General features: G+C 72.5%; 22 protein-coding genes. 10 read left to right on the forward strand and 12 right to left on the reverse strand.

Going from position 1 to position 25,351, the window contains the following annotated elements; genetic code table 11:
• Positions 1-118 precede the first annotated feature (118 nt).
• From ACFWPS_RS28670 to ACFWPS_RS28685, 4 genes are all read left to right on the forward strand, one after another.
• Entirely contained in the window at positions 119-1,522 is a 1,404-nt protein-coding gene (locus ACFWPS_RS28670) for a M1 family metallopeptidase (protein ID WP_383709649.1), read from the forward strand.
• Between the two features lie 151 nt (positions 1,523-1,673).
• A complete protein-coding gene (locus ACFWPS_RS28675) occupies positions 1,674-2,417 on the forward strand; it encodes a hypothetical protein (protein WP_383709651.1) in 744 nt (247 codons plus the stop codon).
• A gap of 31 nt (positions 2,418-2,448) precedes the next feature.
• A complete protein-coding gene (locus ACFWPS_RS28680; RefSeq protein ID WP_383709654.1) occupies positions 2,449-3,150 on the forward strand; it encodes a response regulator transcription factor in 702 nt (233 codons plus the stop codon).
• Entirely contained in the window at positions 3,147-5,006 is a 1,860-nt protein-coding gene (locus ACFWPS_RS28685; protein ID WP_383709657.1) for an ATP-binding protein, read from the forward strand. Before ACFWPS_RS28680 ends, ACFWPS_RS28685 begins: the two co-directional genes overlap by 4 nt.
• Here ACFWPS_RS28685 and ACFWPS_RS28690 read toward each other — a convergent pair.
• Complete coding sequence (locus tag ACFWPS_RS28690; RefSeq protein ID WP_089102668.1) at positions 4,999-5,253, reverse strand: WhiB family transcriptional regulator; 255 nt, start codon at positions 5,251-5,253, stop codon at positions 4,999-5,001. The two genes, ACFWPS_RS28685 and ACFWPS_RS28690, sit on opposite strands and share 8 nt — an antisense overlap.
• Positions 5,254-5,367: 114 nt before the next feature.
• Positions 5,368-6,582, reverse strand: coding sequence for a saccharopine dehydrogenase family protein (locus ACFWPS_RS28695; RefSeq protein WP_383709660.1), 1,215 nt, complete (start codon positions 6,580-6,582; stop codon positions 5,368-5,370).
• A gap of 121 nt (positions 6,583-6,703) precedes the next feature.
• Here ACFWPS_RS28695 and ACFWPS_RS28700 point away from each other — a divergent pair, with 121 nt between their 5' ends.
• Complete coding sequence (locus tag ACFWPS_RS28700; protein WP_383709663.1) at positions 6,704-7,396, forward strand: TetR/AcrR family transcriptional regulator; 693 nt, start codon at positions 6,704-6,706, stop codon at positions 7,394-7,396.
• Positions 7,397-7,487: 91 nt separating this feature from the next.
• Here ACFWPS_RS28700 and ACFWPS_RS28705 read toward each other — a convergent pair whose 3' ends face one another.
• Positions 7,488-8,375, reverse strand: coding sequence for a LysR family transcriptional regulator ArgP (locus tag ACFWPS_RS28705; RefSeq protein ID WP_383709666.1), 888 nt, complete (start codon positions 8,373-8,375; stop codon positions 7,488-7,490).
• Positions 8,376-8,475: 100 nt separating this feature from the next.
• On the opposite strand from ACFWPS_RS28705, the gene ACFWPS_RS28710 reads away from it, so the two are divergent.
• Positions 8,476-9,093 carry a LysE/ArgO family amino acid transporter gene (locus ACFWPS_RS28710; RefSeq protein WP_383709668.1) on the forward strand — a complete coding sequence of 206 codons (618 nt, stop codon included), beginning with the start codon at positions 8,476-8,478 and terminating at the stop codon, positions 9,091-9,093.
• Positions 9,094-9,223: 130 nt separating this feature from the next.
• On the forward strand, positions 9,224-10,528 hold the full coding sequence (locus ACFWPS_RS28715) for an MFS transporter (protein ID WP_383709671.1): 1,305 nt from the start codon (positions 9,224-9,226) through the stop codon (positions 10,526-10,528).
• Between the two features lie 4 nt (positions 10,529-10,532).
• On the opposite strand, the gene ACFWPS_RS28720 is transcribed toward ACFWPS_RS28715, so the two are convergent.
• Positions 10,533-10,982 (reverse strand): cyclic nucleotide-binding domain-containing protein, encoded by a 450-nt coding sequence (locus ACFWPS_RS28720; RefSeq protein WP_383709673.1) that lies wholly within the window; start codon positions 10,980-10,982, stop codon positions 10,533-10,535.
• 401 nt (positions 10,983-11,383) lie between these two features.
• Here ACFWPS_RS28720 and ACFWPS_RS28725 point away from each other — a divergent pair, with 401 nt between their 5' ends.
• Positions 11,384-11,803 (forward strand): ATP-binding protein, encoded by a 420-nt coding sequence (locus tag ACFWPS_RS28725; protein ID WP_383709676.1) that lies wholly within the window; start codon positions 11,384-11,386, stop codon positions 11,801-11,803.
• Positions 11,804-12,037: 234 nt separating this feature from the next.
• Positions 12,038-12,892 carry a SigB/SigF/SigG family RNA polymerase sigma factor gene (locus ACFWPS_RS28730; RefSeq protein WP_383709679.1) on the forward strand — a complete coding sequence of 285 codons (855 nt, stop codon included), beginning with the start codon at positions 12,038-12,040 and terminating at the stop codon, positions 12,890-12,892.
• A 76-nt stretch (positions 12,893-12,968) separates the two neighbouring features.
• On the opposite strand, the gene ACFWPS_RS28735 is transcribed toward ACFWPS_RS28730, so the two are convergent.
• Together ACFWPS_RS28735 and ACFWPS_RS28740 are read right to left on the reverse strand one after the other, a co-directional pair.
• Positions 12,969-15,221 (reverse strand): FUSC family protein, encoded by a 2,253-nt coding sequence (locus ACFWPS_RS28735; RefSeq protein ID WP_383709682.1) that lies wholly within the window; start codon positions 15,219-15,221, stop codon positions 12,969-12,971.
• Between the two features lie 16 nt (positions 15,222-15,237).
• Positions 15,238-16,605 (reverse strand): NAD(P)/FAD-dependent oxidoreductase, encoded by a 1,368-nt coding sequence (locus tag ACFWPS_RS28740; RefSeq protein ID WP_383709685.1) that lies wholly within the window; start codon positions 16,603-16,605, stop codon positions 15,238-15,240.
• Between the two features lie 257 nt (positions 16,606-16,862).
• On the opposite strand from ACFWPS_RS28740, the gene ACFWPS_RS28745 reads away from it, so the two are divergent.
• A complete protein-coding gene (locus tag ACFWPS_RS28745) occupies positions 16,863-17,672 on the forward strand; it encodes a methyltransferase domain-containing protein (RefSeq protein ID WP_383709688.1) in 810 nt (269 codons plus the stop codon).
• 39 nt (positions 17,673-17,711) lie between these two features.
• Here the strand turns inward: ACFWPS_RS28745 and ACFWPS_RS28750 are convergent, their stop codons facing one another.
• The 6 genes from ACFWPS_RS28750 to ACFWPS_RS28775 all read right to left on the reverse strand — a co-directional run.
• Positions 17,712-18,146, reverse strand: a complete 435-nt coding sequence (locus ACFWPS_RS28750; RefSeq protein ID WP_383709690.1) for an ATP-binding protein — start codon at positions 18,144-18,146, stop codon at positions 17,712-17,714.
• A 94-nt stretch (positions 18,147-18,240) separates the two neighbouring features.
• The gene (locus tag ACFWPS_RS28755) at positions 18,241-20,145 is read right to left on the reverse strand and encodes an AMP-dependent synthetase/ligase (protein ID WP_383709714.1); all 1,905 of its coding nucleotides are present in this window, start codon (positions 20,143-20,145) and stop codon (positions 18,241-18,243) included.
• A 141-nt stretch (positions 20,146-20,286) separates the two neighbouring features.
• Entirely contained in the window at positions 20,287-21,375 is a 1,089-nt protein-coding gene (locus ACFWPS_RS28760) for a glutamate--cysteine ligase (RefSeq protein ID WP_383709717.1), read from the reverse strand.
• A 106-nt stretch (positions 21,376-21,481) separates the two neighbouring features.
• Entirely contained in the window at positions 21,482-23,686 is a 2,205-nt protein-coding gene (gene glgB / locus ACFWPS_RS28765) for a 1,4-alpha-glucan branching enzyme (protein ID WP_383709692.1), read from the reverse strand.
• Between the two features lie 8 nt (positions 23,687-23,694).
• Positions 23,695-25,050, reverse strand: a complete 1,356-nt coding sequence (locus tag ACFWPS_RS28770) for a maltokinase (RefSeq protein ID WP_383709695.1) — start codon at positions 25,048-25,050, stop codon at positions 23,695-23,697.
• A gap of 31 nt (positions 25,051-25,081) precedes the next feature.
• Positions 25,082-25,351, reverse strand: a 270-nt coding sequence (locus ACFWPS_RS28775; RefSeq protein WP_383709697.1) for an alpha-glucosidase C-terminal domain-containing protein, incomplete at its 5' end; no start/stop codon positions are given.

Here is a 25,351-nt window from a genome sequence, read left to right on the forward strand (position 1 = left end):
GACTCGCGCCACGGGCTGCCGACGCGGCACAGCTTGACCAGAATGAGGGGGAAACGCGGACACCCGCGCGCCTAGTCTGTAGGGCTATTGATCACCGGCCACCCCCCAAGGAGTTCCTGTGCAGGGCGCACGCAGACGTACCGCAGTCCTTCGCCGCGAGGCCGTCCTCGCCACCGTCCCGGTCGCCGTGGCGGCCCTGCTCGCCGGCGCCGGAACGGCCTCGGCGGGCACCATGGGCGGCGCGGGCGCGGGCGACCCCTACTTCCCGCTCAGCGGCAACGGCGGCTACCACGTCAGCCACTACGACCTGACCCTCCGCTACGACACCTCGTCCCGGCACCTCGACGGCAAGGCGGTCCTCACCGCCCGCGCCACCCAGAAGCTCACCCGCTTCGACCTCGACCTCAGCGGTCTGAAGGTCACCCGGGTGACGGTCGACGGCCGGACCGCGCGTTTCAGCCGCAGCGGACAGGAACTCGTCGTCACGCCGTCGCGGGCGCTGGCGAAGGGCCAGGACTTCCGGGTCACCGTGGCGTACAACGGCACCCCCAAGCAGGTCACCGACCCCGACGGCTCGGCCGACGGCTGGATCCGCACCGACGACGGCGCGTTCGTGGCCGGGGAGCCGCAGGGTGCGATGACCTGGTTCCCGGGGAACAGCCACCCCAAGGACAAGTCGTCGTACGACTTCACGATCACCGTCCCCAAGGGCCGCACCGCCGTCGCCAACGGCGTCCTCCTCGGGCAGCACACGTCCGACGGCCGCACGACCTTCCGGTGGCGGCAGACCGAGCCGATGGCCGCATACCTCGCCACCGCCACGGTCGGCAAGTTCAAGGTGCAGCAGTACACCACCCGGGACGGGATCAAGGTGTACAACGCGGTCGACCCGCGTGAGGCGAGCGGGTCGGCGGCGGTGCTGAAGAAGCTGCCGTCGGTGCTGGAGTGGGAGAGCAAGCTGTTCGGGCCGTACCCGTTCCGGTCCGCCGGGTCGATCGTCGACCACGCGCCGAGCGTCGGGTACGCGCTGGAGACGCAGGGCCGGCCGATCTACGACTCGGCGCCGGACCTGAGCACGCTCGTGCACGAGAACGCCCACCAGTGGTTCGGTGACTCCGTCTCCCTCACCGCCTGGAAGGACATCTGGTTGAACGAGGGCTTCGCCACGTATGCCGAGTGGCTGTACAGCGAGCAGCACGGGGGCGACAGCGCGCAGAAGACCTTCGACGCGCTGTACGCCAAACCGGCGAGCAACGAGTTGTGGGCGTACCCGCCGGGGGATCCGGGGAGCGGAGCGAACATCTTCGGCACGCCGGTGTACGCGCGGGGTGCGATGGCCCTGCACGAGCTGCGGAAGGCGGTCGGGGACGCGGTGTTCTTCCGGATCCTGCGGGACTGGGCTTCGCAGCACCGGTACGGGCACGGGACCACCGCGGAGTTCGTGAAGCTCGCGGAGAAGGAGTCGGGGCAGGATCTCGGTTCGTTGTTCCAGACGTGGTTGTACAAGGAGGGCAAGCCGTAGCGGTTCGGGGTGCCGGCCGGTGGGGGTTGCTCGCGCCCACGCGGCGGCAGCCGCAAATCGACACAGCCCCGCGCCCCTGACGGGGCGCGTTGCCGCTAACGGGCGTCAAAAGCTGACGAGTTTCTTACAAGCGTCGGTCAGGGTCTGTCTCATGATCCATCGCAGAGCCGCCGTCGCCCTTCTCTCCGCCTCCCCCCTCCTGCTCTCCGGGTGCGGGGGTGGCGCCGAGGCTGCGCCGAGTCGGTCGGAGGACGACCGGCCGGTGCGGGTGACGGCTTCCCCCGCACCCGAGAGCAGCAGCCCGCAGCCGAGCGGGATACCCGGGCTCGGGCCCAGGACGACGGCCGCGATACCCGAGCGGACGGAGCAGGTGGTCGTGGCCACCGGGCGGGGCAAGGACTCGCCGCTCTCGACCGTCGTGCTCTACTCGCGCGACGACGACATCTGGGAGCCCGGCGCCCGTTGGCCCGCGCACAACGGCAAGGACGGCTGGAGTGAGCGTCACATGGCCGGGGACCTGCGCTCGCCCGTCGGGATGTACGGGCTGACCGACGCCGGGGGCCTGCTCGCCGACCCGGGGAGCAGGCTGCCGTACCACCAGTCCTATGGATTCGTGTCGCCCGGCACCGGGTTCGAGGGGGAGCCGCTGGAAGGTTCCTTCGACTATGTCGTCGCCATCAACTACAACCGTGAGCCGGGCACGTCACCGCTCGACTGGACCCGGCCGCTGGGCGCGAAGCGCGGCGGTGGCGTGTGGCTGCACGTCGACCACGGCGGTCCGACGCACGCCTGTGTGAGCGTCGCCAAGGCGCATATGAAGGAGCTGCTGCGCACCCTCGATCCGGACCGGCATCCGGTCGTCGTCATGGGGTACGCCGACTGGCTCGCCCAGTAGGCCGCCGGAACTCCCCTTAGGATCCGAACCTGTGTGCGCACATGTGCTGGTCGCCGAGGACGACGAGATGCAGGCCGAGCTGATCCGGAGATCGCTGCTCGCCGAGGGGCACAGCGCGACCGTGGTCCATGACGGGGCCGCGGCGCTCGACGCGGCCCGGCGGCTCGGGCCCGACCTGGTCGTCCTCGACCTGATGCTCCCGGTGATCGACGGCTTCGGTGTCTGCCGGGTGCTGCGCGGCGGCGACCCGGAGATCCCGGTGCTGATGCTCACGGCCCGGTCCGACGAGGACGACGTGCTGCTCGGCCTGGAGCTGGGTGCCGACGACTACATGACCAAGCCGTACAGCCCGCGCGAGCTGATGGCGCGGATCCGGACGATCCTGCGGCGCAGCGGGCGGGCCGCCGCCGTCCGGGAGGAGGAACCCGCCGTGACCGCCGCCGGGATCAGCGTCGATCCCGTGCGGCACCAGGTGCGCTGCGACGGGCAGCCGGTGGAGGTGACCCCGGCCGAGTTCCAGATCCTGCTCGCCATGGCCGGGGAACCGGACCGGGTGTTCAGCCGGCGGCAGCTGCTCCAGTGCACCCGCGGCTTCGACCGGTCCTCCACCGAACGGGCCGTCGACGTCCATGTGATGAACCTGCGCCGGAAGATCGAGGCCGATCCCCGCCGGCCGGTGCGGCTGGTGACCGTGTTCGGCGTCGGCTACAAGCTGAGCGGGGGGCGGCCGTGAAGCCCCGGATACCGTGGCGCAAACGGCTGCTGGTCCGGCTGCTGTTCACCTCGGTGCTGATCGCCCTCTGCTCCGTGGCCGCCACCGCCTGGCTCGCCGTGACGACCACCACCAGCGCGCTGGAGGAGGAGCAGGGGCAGGACCTCGCCGCCGACAACAAGATCCTCGCCGAGCTCAGCGGGTACGCGGCGGACCACCCCGACTGGACCGGGGTCCAGCACACCGTGCGGACACTGGCCAGGAAGACCGGCCGCAGGATCGCGCTGACCACCGCCGACCGCACGCCGATCGCCGACTCGGCGCTGCACGACACCCCGCTGCCCCCTCGGCCCGCGGCCGCCGTGGACCCGCTGCACACCGACACGTACACCGAGTTCGGCGCCCAGCTCAGCGGCATCGACCCGCGTGCGGTGGGCCCGTTCCGGCTCACCGCGGCCGAACGCAAGGAGATGGACCTGGTCGCGGAGAAGCAGAAGTCCTGCTTCGGCCGGTTCAGCACCGGCACCAGCGTCCAGCACACTCCGAGCGGGCGGCCCTATGTCGTCGTCGAGGACGGCACGGACACCTCCTACTACTACAAGTACGGCTGCGGTGACCTCGTGATGACCGGCGCCACCGGCCGCAACTCGGCGCTCGACTTCCCGACCCCCACCGAGACGAAGGCCCTCACCGCGCTGACCGGCCTGGCCCGCCCCTGCCTCCAGGCCAAGGACATGGACCTGGGCGGCAAGCTGTCCCTCACCTACGACACCACCGGGCGCAACCCGGTCTCCGGCGGCTTCCTCATCACCAAGAAGGACGTCAGACGATCGATGGACCAGATCGCGAAGAACTGTGTCCTCAACGCCCGGCGCACCCAGCTGGAACCGTATGTCGCCCCGGCCGCGGAACTGTTCCTCGGCATCGGCGACCAGACCGCGCCCCGCTTCGACATGTCCCCGGCCAACAAGGCCAAGATCGTCGGCGCGGCCGGCCTCGTCCTCGCCGTCACGGTCGCCGTCACCGCCGTCGTCGCCATGCGCCTGGTACGGCCGCTGCGCGCGCTCACGGCCGCCGCGCAGCAGCCGCCCGAACTGCACGTCCGGGCGCCGGTGCGCACCCGGGACGAGACCGGGCTGCTGGCCGAGGCGTTCAACGACCTCACCGAGCGCCGGGAACGGCTGGAGGAGCAGCGCAAGGCGATGGTCAGCGACATCGCCCACGAACTGCGCAGCCCCCTCACCAACATCCGCGGCTGGCTGGAGGTCACCCGGGACGGCCTCGTCGACCCCGACCCGGCCCTGCTGGGCTCCCTGCACGAGGAGGCCCTGGTCCTCCAGCGGATCATCGACGACCTCCAGGACCTGGCCGCCGCCGACGCCGGCACCCTGCGCGTGCACCGCGAACCGGTGCGTGCCGCCGACCTGATCGACCAGGCCGCCGCCGCCCACCGGGTCGCCGCCGACGCGGCCGGGGTCACCCTGCTGACCGACACCGACGGCACCGCCTGGCTCGACGCCGACCCGGTACGGATGCGGCAGGCCCTCGGCAACCTGGTCTCCAACGCGATCCGGCACACCCCCGCCGACGGCACGGTGACCCTGTCCGCCCGCCATGACGGCGACGACGTCGTCCTCACCGTCACCGACACCGGCCCGGGCATCTCCGCCGACGACCTGCCGCACGTCTTCGAGCGGTTCTGGCGCGCGGAGAAGTCCCGCAGCCGCCGTACCGGAGGCAGCGGCCTCGGTCTGCCGATCGTGCGCCATCTGCTCGCCGCCCACGACGGCACCGCCGAGGTGCGCAGCGAACCGGGCAAGGGCGCCGAGTTCACCCTGCGGCTGCCGGCCGCACCGGCCCCGGCCGACGTCAGCTGAACCGGCGCGCCGCCCGCTGCCGGCGCCGGGCCAGCAGCCGGCGCTCCGCCTCGGTCGTACCACCCCAGACGCCGATCGCCTGCCCGCTCTCCATCGCCCAGCGCAGACAGGGCTCCTGCACCGGGCAGCGCTCGCAGACCGCCTTCGCCCGCCGCGTCTGATGCAGCGACGGGCCGGTGGTGCCGATCGGGAAGAAGAGGTCGGGATCCTCGTTGCGGCACTCGGCGCGGTCTCGCCAGTCGTCCATCGAAGTCACCTGCGATCCAAGTCGACTCTGCCGTTGCGGGTGCGCGTTGCTCGGGTCCGGGTCACCGCAGCGGGCGGGGCCGAAACGGCCAAGTCCCCTGGAATTCGCGGGCGGTCACTGCTCGCGCAGACCCCAGGGGGAGCCGTATTCGGTCAGCAGGTCGAGGAACGGGCGGGCCGGGAACGCCTCCGGGCCGAGGACGCCCGAGCCCGACCACGCGCCGGTGGCCAGGAGTTCGAGGGCGACGACCGGGTTGAGGGCCGTCTGCCACACCACGGCCTGACAACCGTACTCCGCCATGGACCACTCGTTGTCGACAACGTGGTAGAGATACACCTCCCGCGGCTTCCCGTCCTTCACCCCGCGCACCCAGGTGCCCGCGCAGGTCTTGCCGCGCATGCGCTCGCCCAGCGTCGCCGGGTCGGGCAGCGAGGCGGCGACCACGTCCCGGGGCGAGACCGCGACTGGGCCGTCGGCGCCGGGCACGGTCACCGGGGTGGTGCGGTCCAGGCCCAGCAGGTGCAGCGTCTTCAGCGTCTCGATGAACTCGGTCCCGAGCCCGTACTTGAAGGTGACCCGCCGTGCGTCCACCCAGCGCGGTACCAGCAGCACCTCCTCGTGCTCGACGTTGACGCACTCGACCGCCCCGATCCCGTCCGGGAAGTCGAACACCTCGGGCTCGCTGAACGGTGCGGTGGTGAACCAGCCGCGCCCCTTCTCGTACACGACGGGCGGGTTGAGGCACTCCTCGATGGTGGTCCAGATGCTGAAGGAGGGCGCGAAGCCGTAGCCGTCCACGGTCAGGTTCGCGCCGTCGCGGATGCCGATCTCCTCGATCTCGTCGAAGAGCTCGTCGGCCGCGTACCGGGCGAACACGTCCGACAGCCCGGGCTCCACCCCCATGCCGACCAGCGCCAGCGCACCGGCCTTCTCCCACTCCCCGGCAAGCGCGAACTGCTCGTCACCGAGCTTCACCCCGCACTCCTCGTACGGCCGCTCGGGATGCGGCCGGGACAGCGACATCGCCATGTCGAGGTAGCCCGCACCGGCCGTCCGGGCGGCCCGGAACAGGGGCATGACGAAGCGCGGGTCGGTGGCGTTGAGCAGCACGTCGCAGCCGTGCCGGGCCAGCAGCTCGGCCACGGCCGCCTCGTCACCGGCGTCGACGCGCTCGGCGCGGAACCGGTCGTCGCCGACGCCCGCCACCGCTGCCTCGGCGCGCGCCGGGTCGTAGTCGGCGACCACCATCAGGTCGAAGAACGGCCGGCGGGCGGCGATCCGGGTGACGGCGGTGCCCACACCACCGGCTCCCACGAGCAGTACACGCATGCGGGGATCTCCTTCTGGGACAGAGAGCGAGGTCGAGTACGGGGGCGCCCTGGCCGGAATGAAACGCCGGGCCGTCACGTAAGGTCAATGGCGTTGGCATAAGAACGGCAGGGAGTGTGCGATGCCCAAACCGGTCGTACCGGAGGAGAAGCGCCGTCGGCGCCGCCCCACCCGCAGCGGCACGGTGCTCTCCGAGCGGCTGATCGTGGAGACCGCGCTGCGCCTGCTGCGCGAGCACGGCAGCGCGGGCCTGACCGCCCGCCGCCTGGGTCTCGCCCTCGACTGCGACCCCAGCACCCTGTACCGCTACTTCCGGGGGATGGACGACCTGACCCTGGCGATCGGCGACGCGCTCATCGGCGAGGCGCTGGCCGGCTGGACGCCGACGGGGGAGTGGCGGACGGACCTGCGCGCGATAGGTCTGCGCATCCACGCGCAGTACGTCGCGCACCCGCAGGCGGCCCTGCTGACGACGAACCGGGTGACGGGCCGGGCCCATGAACTCGCCGCCGACGAGGCGGTCCTGGACGTCCTCCGCACGGCGGGCTTCTCGCTCCCCGAGACCGTACGCGTCTACCACGCCTTCATCGACCAGACCCTGGCCTTCGCGGCCCTGGACGCGGCCTCCCTGACCCTCCCGAAGGACTCCCAGCGAGCCGACGAGGACAAGTGGCACTCGACCTACGCCCGCCTCCCGCCCACGACGCACCCCCGCATCGCGGAGGCGTCGCGACTACTGGCCAAGCGCATGGTGACAAGCGCTTACCCGACGGCCCTGGACATGCTCCTGGACAGTGCAGAACGCTGCTTGTAAACGCCCCGGCCTGGAGCGCCCCGTCAGGGGCGCGGGGAACTGCGCGAGCAACCCCCACCCACCCGCACCCGCCCGACCACCGGTCGCACCCTCACGGCTGGCGCAACGCACTCCCAGCCGCACGTGTTACCGCCTCCGCCACCGCCCCCAATGCCGGCGAATCCAATTTCCACTGCTGCCAGTACAACGGCACGTCCACCCACGAATCCCCACCGAGCCGCACCAACTCGGCCCTCCGCAATCGCGGTTCCGCCTGAGCCTCCGGCACCATCCCCCACCCCATCCCCGCCGTCACCGCGTCCACGAACCCCTCGGACGTCGGCACGTAATGCCGCTGCACACTCGCGCCCGCACCCCCCAGCCGTCGTACGAACCCGTCCTGGAAGTCGTCCACCCGGTCGAACACGATCACCGGCGCAGCGGCGAGCGCATCCGGCAGCGCGCCCGTCAGGTGCGCCGACGCGAACTCCGGCGCCGCCACCGGCAGGTACCGCATCCGCCCCAGCGCCCGCACCGAACACCCCGGCACCGCGTCCGGCGACGAGGTCACCGCCGCCATCACCAGCCCCTCCCGCAGCAGCGCGGCCGTGTGGTCCTCGTCCTCCCGCCGCAGTTCGACACAGACGTCCGGCAGACCGGTCAGCGCCGCCAGGAACCACGTCGCGAGCGAGTCCGCGTTGACCGCCACCGACACCCGGGTCGGTTCCCCGGCGCCGCTCATGCCGAGCTCGCCGCGCGCGTCCCGCTCCAGCCGCGCCAGCTGCCGGGCGAACCGGACCAGCACCTCGCCCGACTCCGTGGGCCGTACCGGCTTGGTGCGCCGGAGCAGCACCCGGCCCGTGCGCTCCTCCAGAGCCTTCACCCGCTGACTGACCGCCGACGGCGTCACATGCAGCGCCGCGGCCGCCGCGTCGAACGTGCCCTCGTCCACCACCGTCAGCAGGGTCCGCACCTGGTCGAGGGGAAGCTCCAGCTCCATCACCCCACTCCTTCCTCCGGTCCCCTTTCTTCAGCAGTGCTAAGGGTACGTAAAAATCTTTAGCTGTACCCACAGTGATCGCTTCCGTAGCGTCGAGGGCATGTCCAGCTCTCTCGCCGCCGCTGCCGCAGGCTTCGGCAGCGGCCTCTCGCTCATCGTCGCCATCGGCGCCCAGAACGCCTTCGTGCTGCGCCAGGGCATCCGCCGTGACGCGGTCCTCGTGGTCGTCGGCATCTGCGCGCTCTCCGACGCCGCCCTCATCTCGCTCGGCGTCGGCGGGGTGGGCGCGATCGTCGTGGCCTGGCCGGGGGCGGTACGGGCGGTCGGGCTGATCGGCGGTGCCTTCCTGCTCTGCTACGGCGCCCTGGCCGCCCGCAGGGTCCTGCGGCCCGGCGACGGCGGCCTGCGCACCGAGGGCGAGGCGGCGGGGTCCCGGCGCCGGGCGGTGCTCACGTGTCTGGCCATGACCTGGCTGAACCCGCATGTCTACCTGGACACCGTGTTCCTGCTCGGCACCCTGGCCGCCGACCGGGGCGACCTGCGCTGGACCTTCGGCCTCGGTGCCGCGCTGGCCAGCCTGTGCTGGTTCACCGCCCTCGGCTTCGGCGCCCGGCTGCTCGGCCGGTACCTCGCAGGGCCGGGCGCCTGGCGGGTGCTGGACGGGCTGGTGGCGCTGACCATGATCGGGCTCGGGGTGATGCTGGTGGCGGGATCTTGAGGCGTGCCTGGACCCCGGAGCGGCCGCATCCTGAGACAACCGGTTCGGCAGCGACAGAAGTTGCTGGGATAGTGATCCTGCAATCGAAAGATGTAGCGGGCATCGAGAAGACCAGGACACCAGGAACTCCGTGGACACCAGCGAGAGCGGCACCCAGTCCGACACCCAGACCCCCGACGACGCCACGGCCGCCCCACCCCGGAGCGGCTGGCGGCGCTGGGCGATGGACACCCGCCCGCTGCGCATCCCGGCCTACCGCCGGCTGTGGACGTCGACCATCGTCACCTCGGTCGGCAGCCAGCTGACCGCCGTCGCCGTGCCCAAGCAGATCTTCGACATCACCGGGTCGTCCGCCTGGGTCGGCGCGGCCAGCCTCGCCGGGCTGCTGCCGCTGATCGTGTTCGCGCTGTGGGGCGGCGCGGTGGCCGACACCATGGACCGCCGCAAGCTGCTGCTGATCACCAACATCGGCATCGGCGTGACCTCGCTGCTGTTCTTCGTCCAGGCGGTCACCGGGATGGAGTCCGTGGCCGCGCTGATGGTGCTGCTCGCGATGCAGCAGGCGTTCTGGGGGCTGAACGCGCCCGCCCGTACCGCCTCCATAGCCCGGCTGGTCCCCGAGGCGCAGCTGCCCGCCGCCAACGCGCTCGGCTCGACGGTCATGCAGACCGGGCAGGTGGTCGGTCCGCTGCTCGCCGGTGCCCTGATCCCCGTCATCGGGCTGCCCGCGCTGTACCTGATCGACGCACTGGCGCTGTGCGTGACGGTGTGGGCGGTCTACCGGCTGCCCGCGCTGCCGCCGCTGGCCGCCGCGACGGCGCGGCGCGCCGGGGTCCGCGAGATCGCGGAGGGCTTCCGGTACATCTCCATGCACAAGGTGCTGCTGCTCTCGTTCCTCGCGGACATCATCGCGATGGTCTTCGGCATGCCCCGCGCCCTGTTCCCACAGCTCGCCGCCCAGACGTACGCCCCCTACGGCGAGGGGCTCGCGCTCGGCCTGCTGTTCGCGGCGATCCCCGTCGGCGCGGTCCTCGGCGGGCTCCTCTCCGGCACCTTCTCGCGGGCCCGCCGGCACGGCTGGATGGTGATCGGCGCGGTCGTCGGCTGGGGCGCGGCCGTCGCCGGGTTCGGGCTCAGCCGCAACCTCTGGGTCGCCGTGGCCTTCCTGGCCGCCGCCGGGGTCGCCGACATGGTCTCGATGGTCTTCCGCGGCGCGATCCTGCTCTCCGCCGCGACCGACGAGATGCGCGGCCGGATGCAGGGCGTGTTCACCGTGGTGGTCGCGGGCGGTCCGCGCCTGGCCGACGTGCTGCACGGCACCGCGGGCTCGGTCTTCGGGCCGCGCGCGGCGGTCGCCGGCGGCGGGCTGCTGGTGGTGGCGGTGATGCTGGCCCTGGCCGCCGCCGTCCCGGCCCTGCGCCGCTACCGCGTCTGACCCGCTACGCCGGCCGTCGCCCGACATACGCGTCGAGGAGCTTGCCCCGGGTGACCTCCAGCCGGCTGGCGAGGATCTCGGCGACGGTCCGTACCAGCGAGAGACCGAGCAGCGGATCCTCCACGCACAGCGCGAGCACGGCCGAGGCGTCGTACTCGTAGGCCCGTACCTGGCTGAAGGCCACCGCCCCGAAGTCCCAGGTGTACGGCGGGAACAGCCAGGACCAGCCGAGCAGGTCGCCGGCGCCCAGACTGGCGACGGTCACCCGTTTGCGGGAGGTCACCTCCTGGTCGAGGTTGACCGCTCCCGAGCGGATCACCCAGAAGCGGTCCGCGGTGCCGCCGGCCTCGAAGATCCTGCTGTCCTCGGGGAAGGACACCTCGTGAGCCAGTTCCATGAGGCGCTCGCGCTGGGCCTGGGGCAGGGCGGTCAGCAGTTTGATGGCTTTGGTCATGGCACGGGGCTCCTCGCCGGCGAGGGTACGGGGTGCTTTCCCTACGCCCATTTCAGCCGCTGCCGCCCAGCCGGGCACCTCGAAGAGGGTGGGAATCGCCGTCGGGAGACGGTCCGGGCATGAAAAAGCCCTGGCTGGACGGGGGAGGCCAGCCAGGGCCGTCAGAGGTGGCGGGGGAGGACCCGAAGTCAACTCCTCGACCACTTATGGGTGAACGGTAAACCATCCAGCGCCATTTCGTGTAGCTGGGAACAGGCTACGTGACCCGTTTCACTTTGGGGAGCCCCTTGCGCCACCCGAACGGGTTTGGACTCGTCCCGACCGGTGAGGCGGAAAGGAGAGACCCGTACGGAAGGGACTCAGCCGACCGGCAACCGGCCCACCACCCAGGGGGCGAAAGGATGCACGAGAAATACCGGACCGAGTCCTCAGCCGCACCACCCGAGTTCCGCCGGCCCGCACTGCGGCCTGCCGACGCCCGCAGAGCGGTACGCGGCGCGGTCGCCCGACAGGAGCTGCCGTGCACCGCCGGAGCCCTCGACGACGCCCTGCTGGTCACCTCGGAACTGACCACCAACGCGATCCTGCACGGCGGCGGGATCACCGGCTTCGACGTGGACGTCGAGGGCTGCGCGGTACGGGTGTCGGTCAGCGACCGCAGCGACGAGATACCGGTGGCCGAACGAGCCGCGGACGAAAGCGACCGCTGGCGGCCCGGCGGCCGGGGCTGGCCCATCGTGTGCCGGCTGGCCCGTGACGTGGAGGTCGCCGGACTGCCCTGCGGCGGCAAGCGGATCACCGCGGTCGTGCCCCTGGCCTGAGCCGGTGTGCAGATTTCAGGGATGCCGCTGTTTGCGCCCGGATCGAAGGGGCAGTCGGACTGTCGTGCTTCGGACCGGAGGCGCGCGCCGGCGGAAGCAGTCGTACGACGGCCCCCGTGGCCGCAGAGCGGTCCGGTGGTGCTTCCGCGGCGGCCCTGACACCGCAGTTCGGGCCGAGTCCCGGGACCTCGTTCCGGTGACGCCCTGAAACCCACAGTTCAGGAGCGATTCCGCATGCCCACCCCATCGTCGACCAGCCGTCCCCGCACGCCCGACCGCACCGCCCGCACGACACCACGCCGCACCGCCCGCACGAAGCCCCGCCGCACCCACGACGACGCCCCCGACACGGCGGCCCGCTTCGCCCGCCTCGCCGCGCTCGACGACGGCCCCGAGCGAGGCGTCCTGCGGGACGAACTGGTCGCCGCCTGGCTGCCCATGGCCCACCGCATCGCCGGCCGGTTCCGGGACCGGGGCGAGTCCGTCGAGGACCTGCGCCAGGTCGCCGCGCTCGGCCTGGTGAAGGCCGTCGACCGCTACGACCCCGCACGGGGCGCCTTCGAGAGCTACGCGGTGCCCACCATCACCGGTGAGGTCAAACGGCACTTCCGCGACCGGATGTGGGCGCTGCGCGTGCCGCGCCGGGTGCAGGAACTGCGCAACCGGGTACGGGCGGCCCGCCGCGATCTCACCCAGAATCCGGGCTCCCCGGAACCCACCGTCGCCGACCTCGCCGCCCGCACCGGCCTGACCGAGGACGAGGTCACCGCCGGTCTGGAGGCCCTGGAGAGCTTCAGCACCCTGTCCCTGGACGCCGAACTCGCCAGGGGCGAGGACGGTTACAGCCTGGTCGACACCCTCGGGGAGTCCGAGGGCTCCTACGACGTCGTCGTCGACCGGGAGGCGGCCAGGGAGGGGCTGCGGCGGCTGCCCGAGCGGGAACGGGCCATCCTCTACATGCGGTTCTTCGAGGACATGACGCAGAGCCGGATCGCCGAGAGCCTCGGCATCTCGCAGATGCACGTCTCCCGGCTCATCAGCCGCAGCTGCGCCCGGGTCAGGGCCGAGGCCCTGGGCGGGCCCTCCTGATCTCCGCGGACGATCCCCGCGGACGCGGCGGCCGGATCCCCCGCCGGCCGCTGGGACACGGCACCGTGACGCCCCGTCATGCGGCCGCCCGCGGCCGCACCGGCACCCCCAGCGGCCTGGCCAGGCCCACCACCGCCTCGTCGAGACGCTGCAGATGCCGCAGCACCCGGTCGGTCACCCGGCCGTAGCGCGGCGCCCGGAGGGTGCCCGGCTCCAGCATCGCCGCGATGCTGGGACCGGTCTCGATCCCGGGGACCGGCCGCCGGTCGGCCACCTGGGCGGCGATCGCCTCGATGTTGTGCACGATCCGCCGCCCCGCTCCGCGCAGCCGGGGATCCGCCGCGATCGCCGGATGGGTCGGCAGCAGTTCCGCCGTCGCGGCGAGGGACCGCGCGTGATAGGCGCAGGTCTCCAGGAGCGCCACCACATAGCGTGCGGTGTCCCGGCGGGAGCGCAGCGGGGTGATCGGATGCGTCAGCGGCTGCACGGCCGCCGCCAGATCGGCCAGTGCCTGGTCCAGGTCGCGGGCCTTCTCCACCAGGTCGGCCGGCGGCGCCCCGCTCAACTGGTCGGCCGAGGCCCGGGTGACGTCGGCCAGCCGGTCCAGGGTCTCGACGAGGAGTTCGTCGGTACGGCGGTCGGTGTGCACCGGCAGCACCACCGCGGCCGCGATCACCCCGCACACCGCGCCGAGCGCCGTCTCCGCCACCCGCAGCACCAGGACGTCCAGACTGTAGGTGTTGAGCAGGGTGTACAGCAGACCCAGCATCGCCGTCACGAAGAACGACATCAGGGTGTACGAGATCGGCGCCGAGTAGAACATCGCGAAGATGAAGACCAGCACCAGCCCGAACGCCGTCCAGGTGTGGTGCCCGACCAGTCCCGCGAGCACGATGCCCGCCACCACGCCGAGCACCGTGCCGAGCAGCCGCCGGTAGCCCTTGACCAGGATCTCGCCGGTGGACGCGGTGTTGATGAACACGATCCAGCAGGTCAGCACCGCCCAGTACCAGCGCTGCGCGGACAGGAACTCCCCGCCGACGATGGCCAGCGACGAGCCGACCGCCACCTGCACCGCCGCCCGCGTGGTCGGCCGGCGCAGCCCGGTCGCCTCCTCGGCCTCCCGGTCGCCCTCCTCGACGCCCTCGATGGCCGCGTCCTCGGCGTCCAGCTCCTCCCGGGACCGGGAGGTGGCCGGGGTGTCGTCGGACTCGTCCTGCGGCCCGTCCAGCGCGATCCGCAGCCCCAGCACCGCCCGCGCGGCCTCGCCGATGCCCCGGAACACGTCCTGGACGGCGGGCGAGGCGGGCGGCAGGTGCTCCTCCTCGCGGTAGCCGAGGAGCCGGTTGCGGAGCCGGGCCAGCGCGGTTCCCCTCTCGGGCCCGGCCGGCCGCAGCACCAGCAGCCGCAACGCCTCCAGGTCGAGCCGCAGCCGCTCCATCGCCTCGTCCCGCACCGGCTCCACGGCCGCCGACGGCAGCGGGGCGCCCGGCAGATGCAGGGTGAGCGTGTCCGCCCGCTCGGCGCTGCGGGCGGTGAGCAGCAGCAGCCCGAGCCGCTCGGCGGCGATCTCGGCGTCCGCGATCCGGCGCTGCACCAGCCTGGCCACCGCCTCGTCGGAGGTGCCGTCCGCGAGCCGCCCCTGGATCAGCAGCGCCGTCTCGTGCAGCCGGGCGGTCCTGACCCGGACCTCCTCCACCGCCTTGTCCAGCTCGTCCGGCCCGGCGTCCAGCAACTCGGCCTGCGCGGCGACCAGCTGGGCGAACCGGGCCCGGAAGGCACGCCGCAGCCGGTCCAGGATGCCCGCGGCGGTCTCCCGTACCAGCACGAAACGCGCCACGGCCGCGCAGCCGAACGCCACCGTGATCGTGAGGTACAGGTCCGGCAGCGCGGGCACGGTCGCGTGCACGAACAGCGAGGCGAAGTAGATCTGGAAGCCGATCAGGCCCAGCGCCGTGCCCCGGTCGCCGAAACGGCGGCTGTAGACCGCGCAGAAGATGAGCGCCACGAAGAACAGGTCGCCGGCCACCACCCGGGAGTTGAGCAGCGCGCCCAGCGACATCGACGCCAGCGCCGCCGGCAGGCCCAGGGCGAGCGTGACGGCCTGCTCCGGCCGCCCCTTCTCCCGGATCGCGAAGGTGGCCACCATCGCCGTGATGGCCCCGGCCACCAGATGGGACACGTCGAACCGCAGCGCCGCGAGGACGGCGAGCGTGAGCGCGATCGAGGTGACCGTGCGCAGACCGGCGGTGAAGCGGAGCAGCCCGGGGTCGGCCGCCGCGAGCCGCCCCAGTACCTCCGCCCGCACCGGCCGCCGCGCCGCTCTCACTCCGCCGCGCTCTGTGTCACGCGGGCGAGCCGCCGGGGTCCTCGGCGCGCGCCCGGACCTGCTCCGGTGTCAGATACGTGTTCGTGTACTCGAAGTCCTTGAGCCGGGCCGGCTTGCGGGACTGGAAGCCCGTGCGCACGAAGTCGTCACCGGCCAGCGCGTTCAGCAGCCAGTTGGTCGCGACCCGGGTCTTGGCCACGTTGGTGCGCAGCGCCGACCAGTGGTAGCCGCGGGCCACCACCTGGGCGGGCAGACCGCGCAGTTCGATGCCCAGCGGCTTGGAGACCGCGTCCTTGCCGCCGAGGTCCACCACGAGGCCCAGGTCCTTGTGCACGTACGGGTGGAGCGGCCGGCCCCGCAGGGCCGCGATGACGTTGTCGGCGACCGCCTTGCCCTGCCGCATGGCGTGCTGCGCGGTCGGCGGGCAGACCGCGCCCGCCTCGTCCTTCGCCTTGTCCGGTACGGCCGCCGCGTCGCCGAGCGCGAACACCCCGTCGTGGCCCGGCAGGGTCATCTCGGCGTTGACCGCGAGCCGCCCGCGGACCGTCTCCGCGCCCATGGTGGCGATCAGCGGGCTGGCGACGACCCCGGCCGTCCAGATCAGTGTGTGGGTGGGCACCACCCGGCCGTCGGTGAAGGTGACCTCGGCGAGGCCCGCCTTCTCGATCGACACTCCCAGGGAGACGTCGATGCCGCGGCGCCGCAGCACCTCCTGGGCGCTGCGGCCGAGCTTGTCGCCGAGCTCCGGCATCAGCTTCGGGGCGATGTCGATCAGGTGCCACTTGATCAGCTTCGGGTCCAGGTTCGGGTAGCGGTGCAGCGCCGCGTGCGTGAGCTTCTGCAGACAGGCCGCGGTCTCGGTGCCCGCGTAGCCGCCGCCGACCACGACGAACTGCAGCCGTGCGGCGCGTTCGGCCGGGTCGTTGCTGGCATCGGCCAGATCCAGCTGGGAGATGACGTGGTCGCGGATGTAGGCGGCCTCGGCGAGGGTCTTCATCCCGAACGCGTGCTCGGTCAGGCCGGGAATGTCGAAGGTGCGGGTGACACTGCCCGGGGCCAGCACGATGTAGTCGTACCGCTCGTTCACGAGCTGGTCGGTTATGGTGCGGACGACGCACACCTTGGACTTCAGGTCCACCCCGATCGCACCGCCCGGGAGGATCCGGGTGCGGTACTTCTTGCTGCGGCGCAGCGAGACGGCGATCGACTGGGGTGTCAGCACACCCGAGGCGACCTGTGGCAGCAGGGGCAGATAGAGCTGGTAGGAAGTCGGCGACACCAGCGTGATGTCGGCCTCGTCGGGGGAGAGCTTCCGCTCCAGGCGGCGCACGCACCCCACTCCGGCGAAGCCTGCGCCCACCACCAGGATCCTGGGTCGTGTCACGGTGTATCCCTTTCCGCTGCTCCAGGCCGTCCGGCTCGACGCCGTCCGCGTGCCCCGGAACGCTTGCCTCGCACCACATCGATCCCACCGTGCCCGACGCCGTTCCGCCAGCGGGGCGGGGCAGGCAGCCGAACGCGTGGGCTCCAGCATGCCCCTGGATCACCGGGAGAAACCGGCTGTCGCACAGATATGCGCCGTACTTCCGTCCGGCCGAAGGCCGTCCCACGGCGATCACATCCGCCAGTAGAGTGCCCGCCATGGCGCAGACCCAGCCCGGAACGGGCTTCCAGAAGCGGCACATCGACCCCGACCGCGTGACCCCGCTGGTCGCCGCCCTGGACTCCCAGGACGCCAACCCGGGCGTACGGCGGCTGCGCACCTGGGCCGAGGAGGCACTGGCGGTGCGACCCGGTGATCGGCTCCTCGACGTAGGCTCCGGAACCGGCTCGCAGACCCGGGTGCTGGCCGCGGCCGTCGGCCCGGACGGCGTCGCGATCGGCGTCGAGGTCAACCCGAGTCTGCGCGCGGTCGCCGAGGAGCGGTCCGCCGACAGCCGGGCCCGCTTCCTGCAGGGCGAGGCCGAGGCGCTGCCCGTGCCGGACGGCTCGATGGACGTCGTGTGGTGCGAGCGGGTCCTCCAGCACCTCCACGAGCCCGACCGGGCCATCGCCGAGATGGCCAGGGTGCTGCGCCCCGGCGGCCGGGTGGCCGTGCTGGACACCGACTGGGGGACCACCCTCCTGCACCCCGGCGACCCGGACGTGGTGCGCGCGCTCACCGGGGCCGCCCTCAACGGCGCCAACCCCTACGCCGGGCGCCGCCTGGTCGGCCAGCTGAGCGCGGCCGGGTTCGTGGTGGACGACCGCGGCTCGCAGGCCCTGCTGCAGGACCACCGCTCGGTCGCCTGGCCGCTGATCCGCATGCTCGGCGAGGCCGCCGTGCGCACCGGCGCCGTCACCGGGGAACAGCGGGACACCCTGTACGCCGATCTCGCCGAGGCCGCCGAGCAGGGGGCGGTGCACATGTCGGTGACGATGTTCGGGGTGGTCGCGCACCGGCCGGAGTGACCGCACCCGGCCCGCACCCGGCCCGCGGCCTGGCAGCCCTCACCAGGGCAGGAAGGCGTGGACGTCCTTGCCGTCCGCGGTGACGACCACGCTGACCTGGTCGCACAGGGTGTGCAGCAGGTGCCAGCCGACGCCGCCCCCGCCCCCGTGCGGGTGGAAGGGCCGCGGCTCGGGCCGGACCCGGCTGGAGTCGTGCACCGTGACGTGGACGCCGTCGTAGGTCCGGCGCATCCGCAGCTCGAAGGGGCCCGGCGCGTACTGGACGACGTTGGCGGCCAGTTCCGTCACCACCAGCAGGATGTCGTTCCAGCAGTCCGGGCCGGTGGGCGGCGAGCTGCGGGCGAGGCCGGCGAGATAGCCGTCGGCGGCCAGCCGGGCACCGGTCACATCGCGGAGCCGGCCCGGGAAGGAGACCGTGCATCCGTCGGTCTCCTCCACGGATCGGCCGTCGTCCCGCCGTGGTCCGGTCCCCATCTCGTCTCTTCCAGCCCCGGGAGGGGGCCGCCGTCGCGCTGGTCTCTCCCTTCGCGGCGAGTTCCCACCCTGGCGCCGGATACGCGTGGTCAGCTCACCGGAACACGTTGTCCGAGTCGTCCCAGTCGGCCGGCTCCGGCTGGCCCGGCCGGCGCACCGCCTGCGAGCGGGCCTGGTACATGGCGTCGATCTCGGCCGCGTAGTGACGCGCGATGGCGTCCCGGCGCAGCTTCATCGACGGCGTGAGCATGCCGTTGCCCGGGGCGAACGGTTCCTGGATCACCCGGTAGACCCGGATCGACTCGGAGCGGGACACCACGCTGTTGGCGGACGCGATGGCACGGGCGATCTCCTCGCGCAGCGCGTTCTCCTCGCGCGCCTCGCGCCCGGGCGAGTCCCCCGAGACCGCCAGCCCGCCCCGCCAGTGCGCGAGGAAGTCCGGGTCCAGGGTGATCAGCGCGCCCACGCAGGGCCGGTCGTCGCCGACCACCACCGCCTGGTGCACCAGCGGGTGCATCCGCAGCCGCTGCTCCAGCGGGGCCGGGGCCACGCTCTTGCCGCTGCTGGTGATGATGATGTCCTTCTTGCGGCCCGTGATGGTCAGATAGCCCTCGGAGTCCAGCCGCCCGATGTCCCCGGTGGCCAGCCAGCCGCCGCGCAGCGCGGCCCGGGTCGCGTAGTCGTCACCGACGTACCCCTGGAACACCGAAGGACCGCGCACCAGGATCTCGCCGTCGTCGGCCACCTGGATCTGGGTGCCGGGCAGGGCCTGGCCCACCGTGCCCGACTTCTCGCGGCCCAGCGGCTGCATGGTGATCCCGCCGCTGGACTCGGTGAGGCCGTAGCCGTCATGGACGTACATGCCGATGCCCTCGTAGAACAGGGTGAGTTCACGGCTGAGCGAGGAGCCGCCGGACGTGGCCCGCAGCACCCGCCCGCCGAGTGCCCCCCGCAGCTTGCGGTACACCGTCCGCTCGTACAGGGCGTGTTGCAGCCGCAGGTCGAAGGCGGGACCGGCGCCGGTGCCCAGCCGCTGCCGCTCCAGGGCGGCGGCGAAGTCCCGGGCCGTCTCGGCGGCCCGCTCGAACAGGGCACCCCGGCCGTGCTGCTGGGAGGTGCGCAGGAAAGTCTTGTACACCTTCTCCAGCACCGACGGCACCGCGTACAGATAGGTCGGCCGGAACGTGCCCAGCGCCGCCGCCAGCGCGGCCTCGGTCATCTCCGGCTCGTGGCCCATCAGGATCCCGCCGCGCAGACAGATCACCATGACCATCAGGCCGTACACGTGCGAGAACGGCAGGAAGGCCAGGACGGAGGCCTGTTCGCCGGGGCGCGCAGCGGTGTGCCCCCAACCCGCCAGCAGCGTGTCGCAGGGGTACGCCAGCCCGCGGTGGCTCAGCGCGCAGCCCAGCGGACGGCCCGAGGTGCCCGAGGTGTAGGTGATGGCCGCCGTGGAGTCCGGCATCACGATCCGGCGCAGCGACTCCACCGTGGTCAGCGGGACGAACCTGCCCTTCTGCACCAGCTCGGGCAGCGCCCCCGCGTCCAGCTGCCACACGTGCTTGAGCCCGGGCAGCCCCTCGCACACGGTGCCGACGGTCATCACCGCCTGCTCGTCCTCGACCACCACGGCCACACAGCGGGCGTCCCGCAGGATCCACTCGACCTGGTCCCGCGCGGACGTCGGGTGGATCGGCACCACCTCGGCCCCCACCGACCACAGCGCGAGGCCGAACACCGTCCACTCGTAGCGCGTCCGCGCCATCATGGCCACCCGCTGCCCCGGCGAGATCCCCGACGCGATCAGCCCCTTGGCCAGGTCGACCACTTCGTCCCGCAGTTCGACCGCGGTGACCTCCTCCCAGCCCGTGGTGGCGCCCTCGGGCCGGCGCGCCAGCACCGGCAGTGTGGGGTTCCGGTCCGCCGTCTCGAAGATGCTGTCGGCGAGCCCGCCGGTCAGGGTCGAAGCGGTCGTCGGAGCGAGGGCGTAGTCGCGCATGCGCTGCTCCTGCATGTACGGAGGGTCATCCTCCCGATCGGTACTGTTGTCGATGCGGGTCGAATCTAGCCCAGGGGAGTGCGGCCCGTGTCGGGAACGGTCAACTCGTTTCCACCTGATGACAAAGCTCAACTCCTGAGTTCAGCCCTGGGTGCGGCGCACGCACTCCACGACGACGTCCCGCAGGTTCCCGCTGCGTTCCAGGAACGACCGCTGCTCGCGGGCGCCGGTACCCCTGTGCAGCAACTGTGCGACGCCCTCCTCGACGCCGAGGGCGTCGCCGCTGTCGGCGAGCGCCTCCGCGGTGTGCGCCAGCAGCGCGCGCACCACCTCGGCGGCGGGCCGGGGCCGCATGGTCACCGGGTCGAGGAGGTCCTGCTCCAGGCCGTTGCGGGCGGCCTGCCAGGAGGCCAGCCGGAGCATGCTCACACTGGGGTCGAGCGGCGGCCGCCCCGCCCGCCAGTCGCGTGCGGCCGTCTCCACCAGGGCGCGGATCAGCGTGGCGACGAGAACGGTGGTGTCCGCCCGCAGGCACACGTCGGCCACCCGGATCTCCACCGTCGGGTAGCGCGTGGACAGGCGGGCGTCGAAGTACACCATCCCCGTGTCGAGGATGACCTCGCTGGCCACCATGTCCGCGACCCGCTGCCGGTAGCGCTCGGCCGAGCCGAACAGTTCGGTCGGCCCCGCCGACGGGCCGCGCGCCCACAGCCGGCTGCGGAAGCTGGCGTAACCGGAGTCCCGGCCCTGCCAGAACGGCGAGTTGGCGCTGAGCGCGCGCAGCACCGGAAGCCACGGCCGGATCCGGTCGAGGACGGCGACCCCCTCCTCGTCGGACTCCACCGACACGTGCACATGGCAGCCGCAGACGAACCAGTCGACCATGGCGGCGCCGAACCGCCCGGCCATCCAGTGGTACCGCTCGTGCCGGGTGAGCGCCGGGGCGACCGGCAGGGGGTAGGTGGCCAGCGCCGCGACCGCGCAGCCGATCTCGCCCGCCAGCCGGCCCGCCTCCTTGCGGCAGCCGACGATCTCGGCACCGAGCTCCGCCATGTCCCGCTGCGGACTGGTCGCGAGCTCCAGCATCTGCCCGAACAGTTCCTTCTGGAACACGGCCTGTCCGGGATCGTCCTGGGCGGCCCGGTCGACGACGGCCGCCGACCAGGGCACGGGCTCCCCGCTGTCCGGGTGGACCAGCAGGAGTTCTTCCTCCACACCGACGGTACGCAGCACAGGGAACCGCCCTCCGGCCGGGCCGCGACCGGGCGCGGCGGGGTCTTTCCACCCGGACTGCCCGGACCCGGCCGCGGAAACACGTGACGGAGCCCTCGACGGGCTACGGGGCGACGGGCTCCAGCCATACCGTGCCCAGCGGGGGCAGCGTGAGCCGCAGAGCGCCGTCGTCGGCGAGCAACGGCCCCCGGCTGACGACGTCCCCGCCGCCGTACCGAGCGCTGTCGGTGTTGAGGATCTCCTGCCAGACGGGCATCCCCCTGGGCACGCCCAGCCGGTAGCCGGGGCGGACCACGGGGGAGAGGTTGGAGACCGCCAACAACGGCCGGGCCTCGGCATCGAACCTCAGGAAGGCGAAGACGTTGTCCTCGGCCGCGTCCCCCAGGACCCACTGGAAACCCGCCGGATCGGTGTCCCGCTGCCACAGCGCGGGGTGCGCGCGGTACCCGGAGTTGAGATCGCGGACCAGATCCCGGACACCCCGGTGATCGGCCTCGGCCCCGTACTCCGGGTCGAGCAGCCACCAGTCGGGGCCGTCGGCGTGGGACCACTCGCCGCCCTGGGCGAACTCCTGCCCCATGAAGAGCAGTTGCTTGCCCGGATGGGCCCACATGAAGGCCAGATACGCGCGGTGGTTGGCACGCTGCTGCCACCAGTCGCCGGGCATCTTGGAGACCAGGGACCGCTTCCCGTGGACGACCTCGTCGTGGGAGATGGGCAGGACGTAGTTCTCGCTGTACGCGTAGACCATCGAGAAGGTCATCTCGTGGTGGTGGTACTTGCGGTGCACCGGCTCGTGCCTGATGTACTCCAGCGAGTCGTGCATCCAGCCCATGTTCCACTTCAGCCCGAAGCCCAGCCCGCCGCTGTCGGTCGGCCGGGTCACCCCGTCCCACGCGGTGGACTCCTCGGCGATGGTCACCACCCCCGGCGCACGCCGGTACACGGTCGCGTTCATCTCCTGCAGGAACGCCACCGCGTCCAGGTCCTCGCGCCCGCCGAACACGTTGGGCGTCCACTGGCCGGAGTCCCGCGAGTAGTCGAGGTAGAGCATCGAGGCGACCGCGTCCACCCGCAGCCCGTCGACGTGGAACTCCTCGCACCAGTACACGGCGTTGGCGACCAGGAAGTTGCGCACCTCCACCCGGCCGAGGTCGAACTCGTAGGTCCCCCAGTCCGGATGCTCGGCCCGCCGGTCGTCCCCGGGCTCGTACAGCGGGTCCCCGTCGAAGCGGGCCAGCGCCCAGTCGTCCTTGGGGAAGTGGGCCGGCACCCAGTCCATGATCACGCCGATGCCCGCCCGGTGCAGGGCGTCGACCAGGTACCTGAAGTCGTCGGGGGTGCCGAGCCGGGAGGTCGGCGCGTAGAAGCCGGTGACCTGGTAGCCCCAGGAGCCGCCGAAGGGATGCTCGGCGACCGGCATGAACTCGACGTGCGTGAAGCCCAGGTCGTCGACGTACGCGGGGAGTTCCTCGGCCAGCTCGCGGTAGCTCAGGCCCGGCCGCCAGGACGGCAGATGCACCTCGTACACCGAGAACGGCGCCTCGTGCACCGGGACGTCACCCCGGTGCGCCATCCACTCCGCGTCGTCCCACTCGTAGTGCGAGACCGCCACGATCGACGCGGTCGCGGGCGGGACCTCCGTCCGCCGGGCCATCGGGTCCGCCTTGAGGAACCGGCCGCCGTGCCGGGACGTGATCTCGAACTTGTACCGGGCGCCCTCGCCCACCCCCGGCAGGAACAGCTCCCACACCCCGGCCGCGCCCAGCGAACGCATCGGGAACTGCGTGCCGTCCCAGCACGTGAAGTCCCCGGCCACCCGCGCACCCCGGGCGTTCGGCGCCCATACGGTGAACCTGGTGCCGGTCACCCCGTCATGGGTCATCGGCTCGGCACCGAGCGCCTTCCACAGCTGCTCGTGCCGCCCCTCCCGGATCAGATGCAGGTCGTACTCACCCAGCGCGGGCAGGAACCGGTACGGGTCGTGAACCTCGTGCTCCCCGTCCTCGTACGCGACGAGGAGGGTGTACGACGGGACCTCGGCGTACGGCAGCACGGCCGCGAAGAAACCGTCGTCCTCCGGTGCCAGGGGGCTGCGCACCCCGTCCACGAGCACGCTCACCGCACGGGCGTGCGGGCGCAGCGCCCGGAAGAGGGTGCCGCCGTCCACCGGGCGGGCGCCCAGCAGGGCGTGCGGATCGTGGTGGGCGCCCGCGAGCAGGCGCCCGCGCTCGTCGGCGTCCAGCGGCGGGGCCGTGGGACGGGAGGGGCCGGAGGGCTCGGGGAGCGAGGAGTCGCGCAGTGCCATGACGTCAGTCAGCCTCTCCAGCGGGCGAGCCGCTCGATCGCGGCCATCGGAACCGGAAGCCAGGCCGGCCGGTGCCGGGCCTCGTACACCACCTCGTACACCGCGCGGTCCGTCTCGTGGGCGCGCAGCAGTGCGTGCTTCTTGCGCGGGTCCCAGCCGGCCCGCGCAGCGTAACCCGCGCAGTAGGCCTCCCGGCAGCGGCGGGCCCACTCCGGACGCCAGGGGCGGCGCTGCCGGGCCGCGTAGTCGAAGGAGCGGAGCATCCCGGCGACGTCCCGCACCGGCGACTGGGTGCTGCGCCGCTCGGAGAGAGGCCGGGACGGCTCGCCCTCGAAGTCGATGACGAACCACTCGTGGTCCGCCCGCAGCACCTGCCCGAGATGGAGGTCGCCGTGGATCCGCTGGGCGAGCGGCCCCGCGTCGCAGGTGGCGAGCGTGTCGAAGGCGCCGCGCAGCCCCGGCACGAACGGCCGCAGGGCCGGCACCGCGTGCGCGGCCGCGTCCAGCCGCGCCGACATCGCCTCCGCCGTGCGGCTGTGTTCGTCGTGGACGGCGGACGGGAAGGCGGCGGCGAGCGCGAGATGCACCTCCGCGGTGGCCCGGCCCAGCTCCTGCGCCTCGGTGGTGAAGTCGTCCCCGGCCGCGAGCGCGCGCAGGGCGAGGGTCCAGCCGTCGGCCGCGCCGGGCAGGAAGGGCTGCAGCACCCCGAGCGTCGCCGGGCTCGGTTCGGTGGTGCGGAACCAGGCCACCGGCGCCGGCACCCGGGCACAGCCCTGCGCGGCCAGTGCGCCGGGCACCTCCAGGTCCGGGTTGACGCCGGGCTGGATCCGCCGGAACACCTTCAGGATGTAGGAGTCGCCGTACACCAGCGACGAGTTGGACTGCTCGGCGTCCAGCAGCCGCGGCGCGAGTCCGCCGGGTATCCGGGCCTCCGGGGCGGTCTCGAAGCGCAGCGGGCCCGCCGTGCCGGGTATGCGCAGCCGCTCCAGGAGCAGTTCGGCGGCGCGCGGGTCGTGCAGGGCGTCGTAGACGGCGAGCCCGGCCAGCGGGCCCTCCTCGGCCCGGCCTAGGTAGGCCCGCTCCAGCCTGGGCGCGCGGTGTTCGCGGACGCCGAGCAGGAGCTGGTAGCAGTCACCGGACGGGGCGGCACCCCCGCCGGGGGAGTGGTCGGCGTGGACCAGCAGGTGCAGGCAGCCGGGGAAGAGTTCGGTCAGGGACAGCACCGACAGCTCCGTGACGGGCCGGTCCTTGCCCGCGAACCAGCGCTGCCGGGGCAGCCAGTCGCGCAGCAGCCCGCCCAGCGAGACCAGCGGCCGGTCGAGGCCGGCCGTCGTGCCCCGGGGCAGGTCAACGGTCTTCGTCATGGTGACACGTCCTTTCCTCGGCTCCGCACGCTCACGGCCGACGGCCGGTGCGGGAGGCGACTCGGGAGAGCCGGAACCAGTAGAAGCCGTGCCCCGCGAGGGTGAGCAGATACGGCAGCTCGCCGATGGCGGGGAAGCGCACCCCGCCGATCAGCTCGACCGGATGCCGGCCGTCGAAGACCCGCAGATCGAGTTCGGTGGGCTGGGCGAACCGGGAGAAGTTGTGCACACAGAGGACGAGGTCGTCCTCGTACTCGCGCAGGAACGCGATCACTGCCGGGTTGGAGGACTGGAGCTCGGT

This window comes from Streptomyces sp. NPDC058457, from assembly GCF_042720695.1.
Lineage (GTDB): Bacteria > Actinomycetota > Actinomycetes > Streptomycetales > Streptomycetaceae > Streptomyces.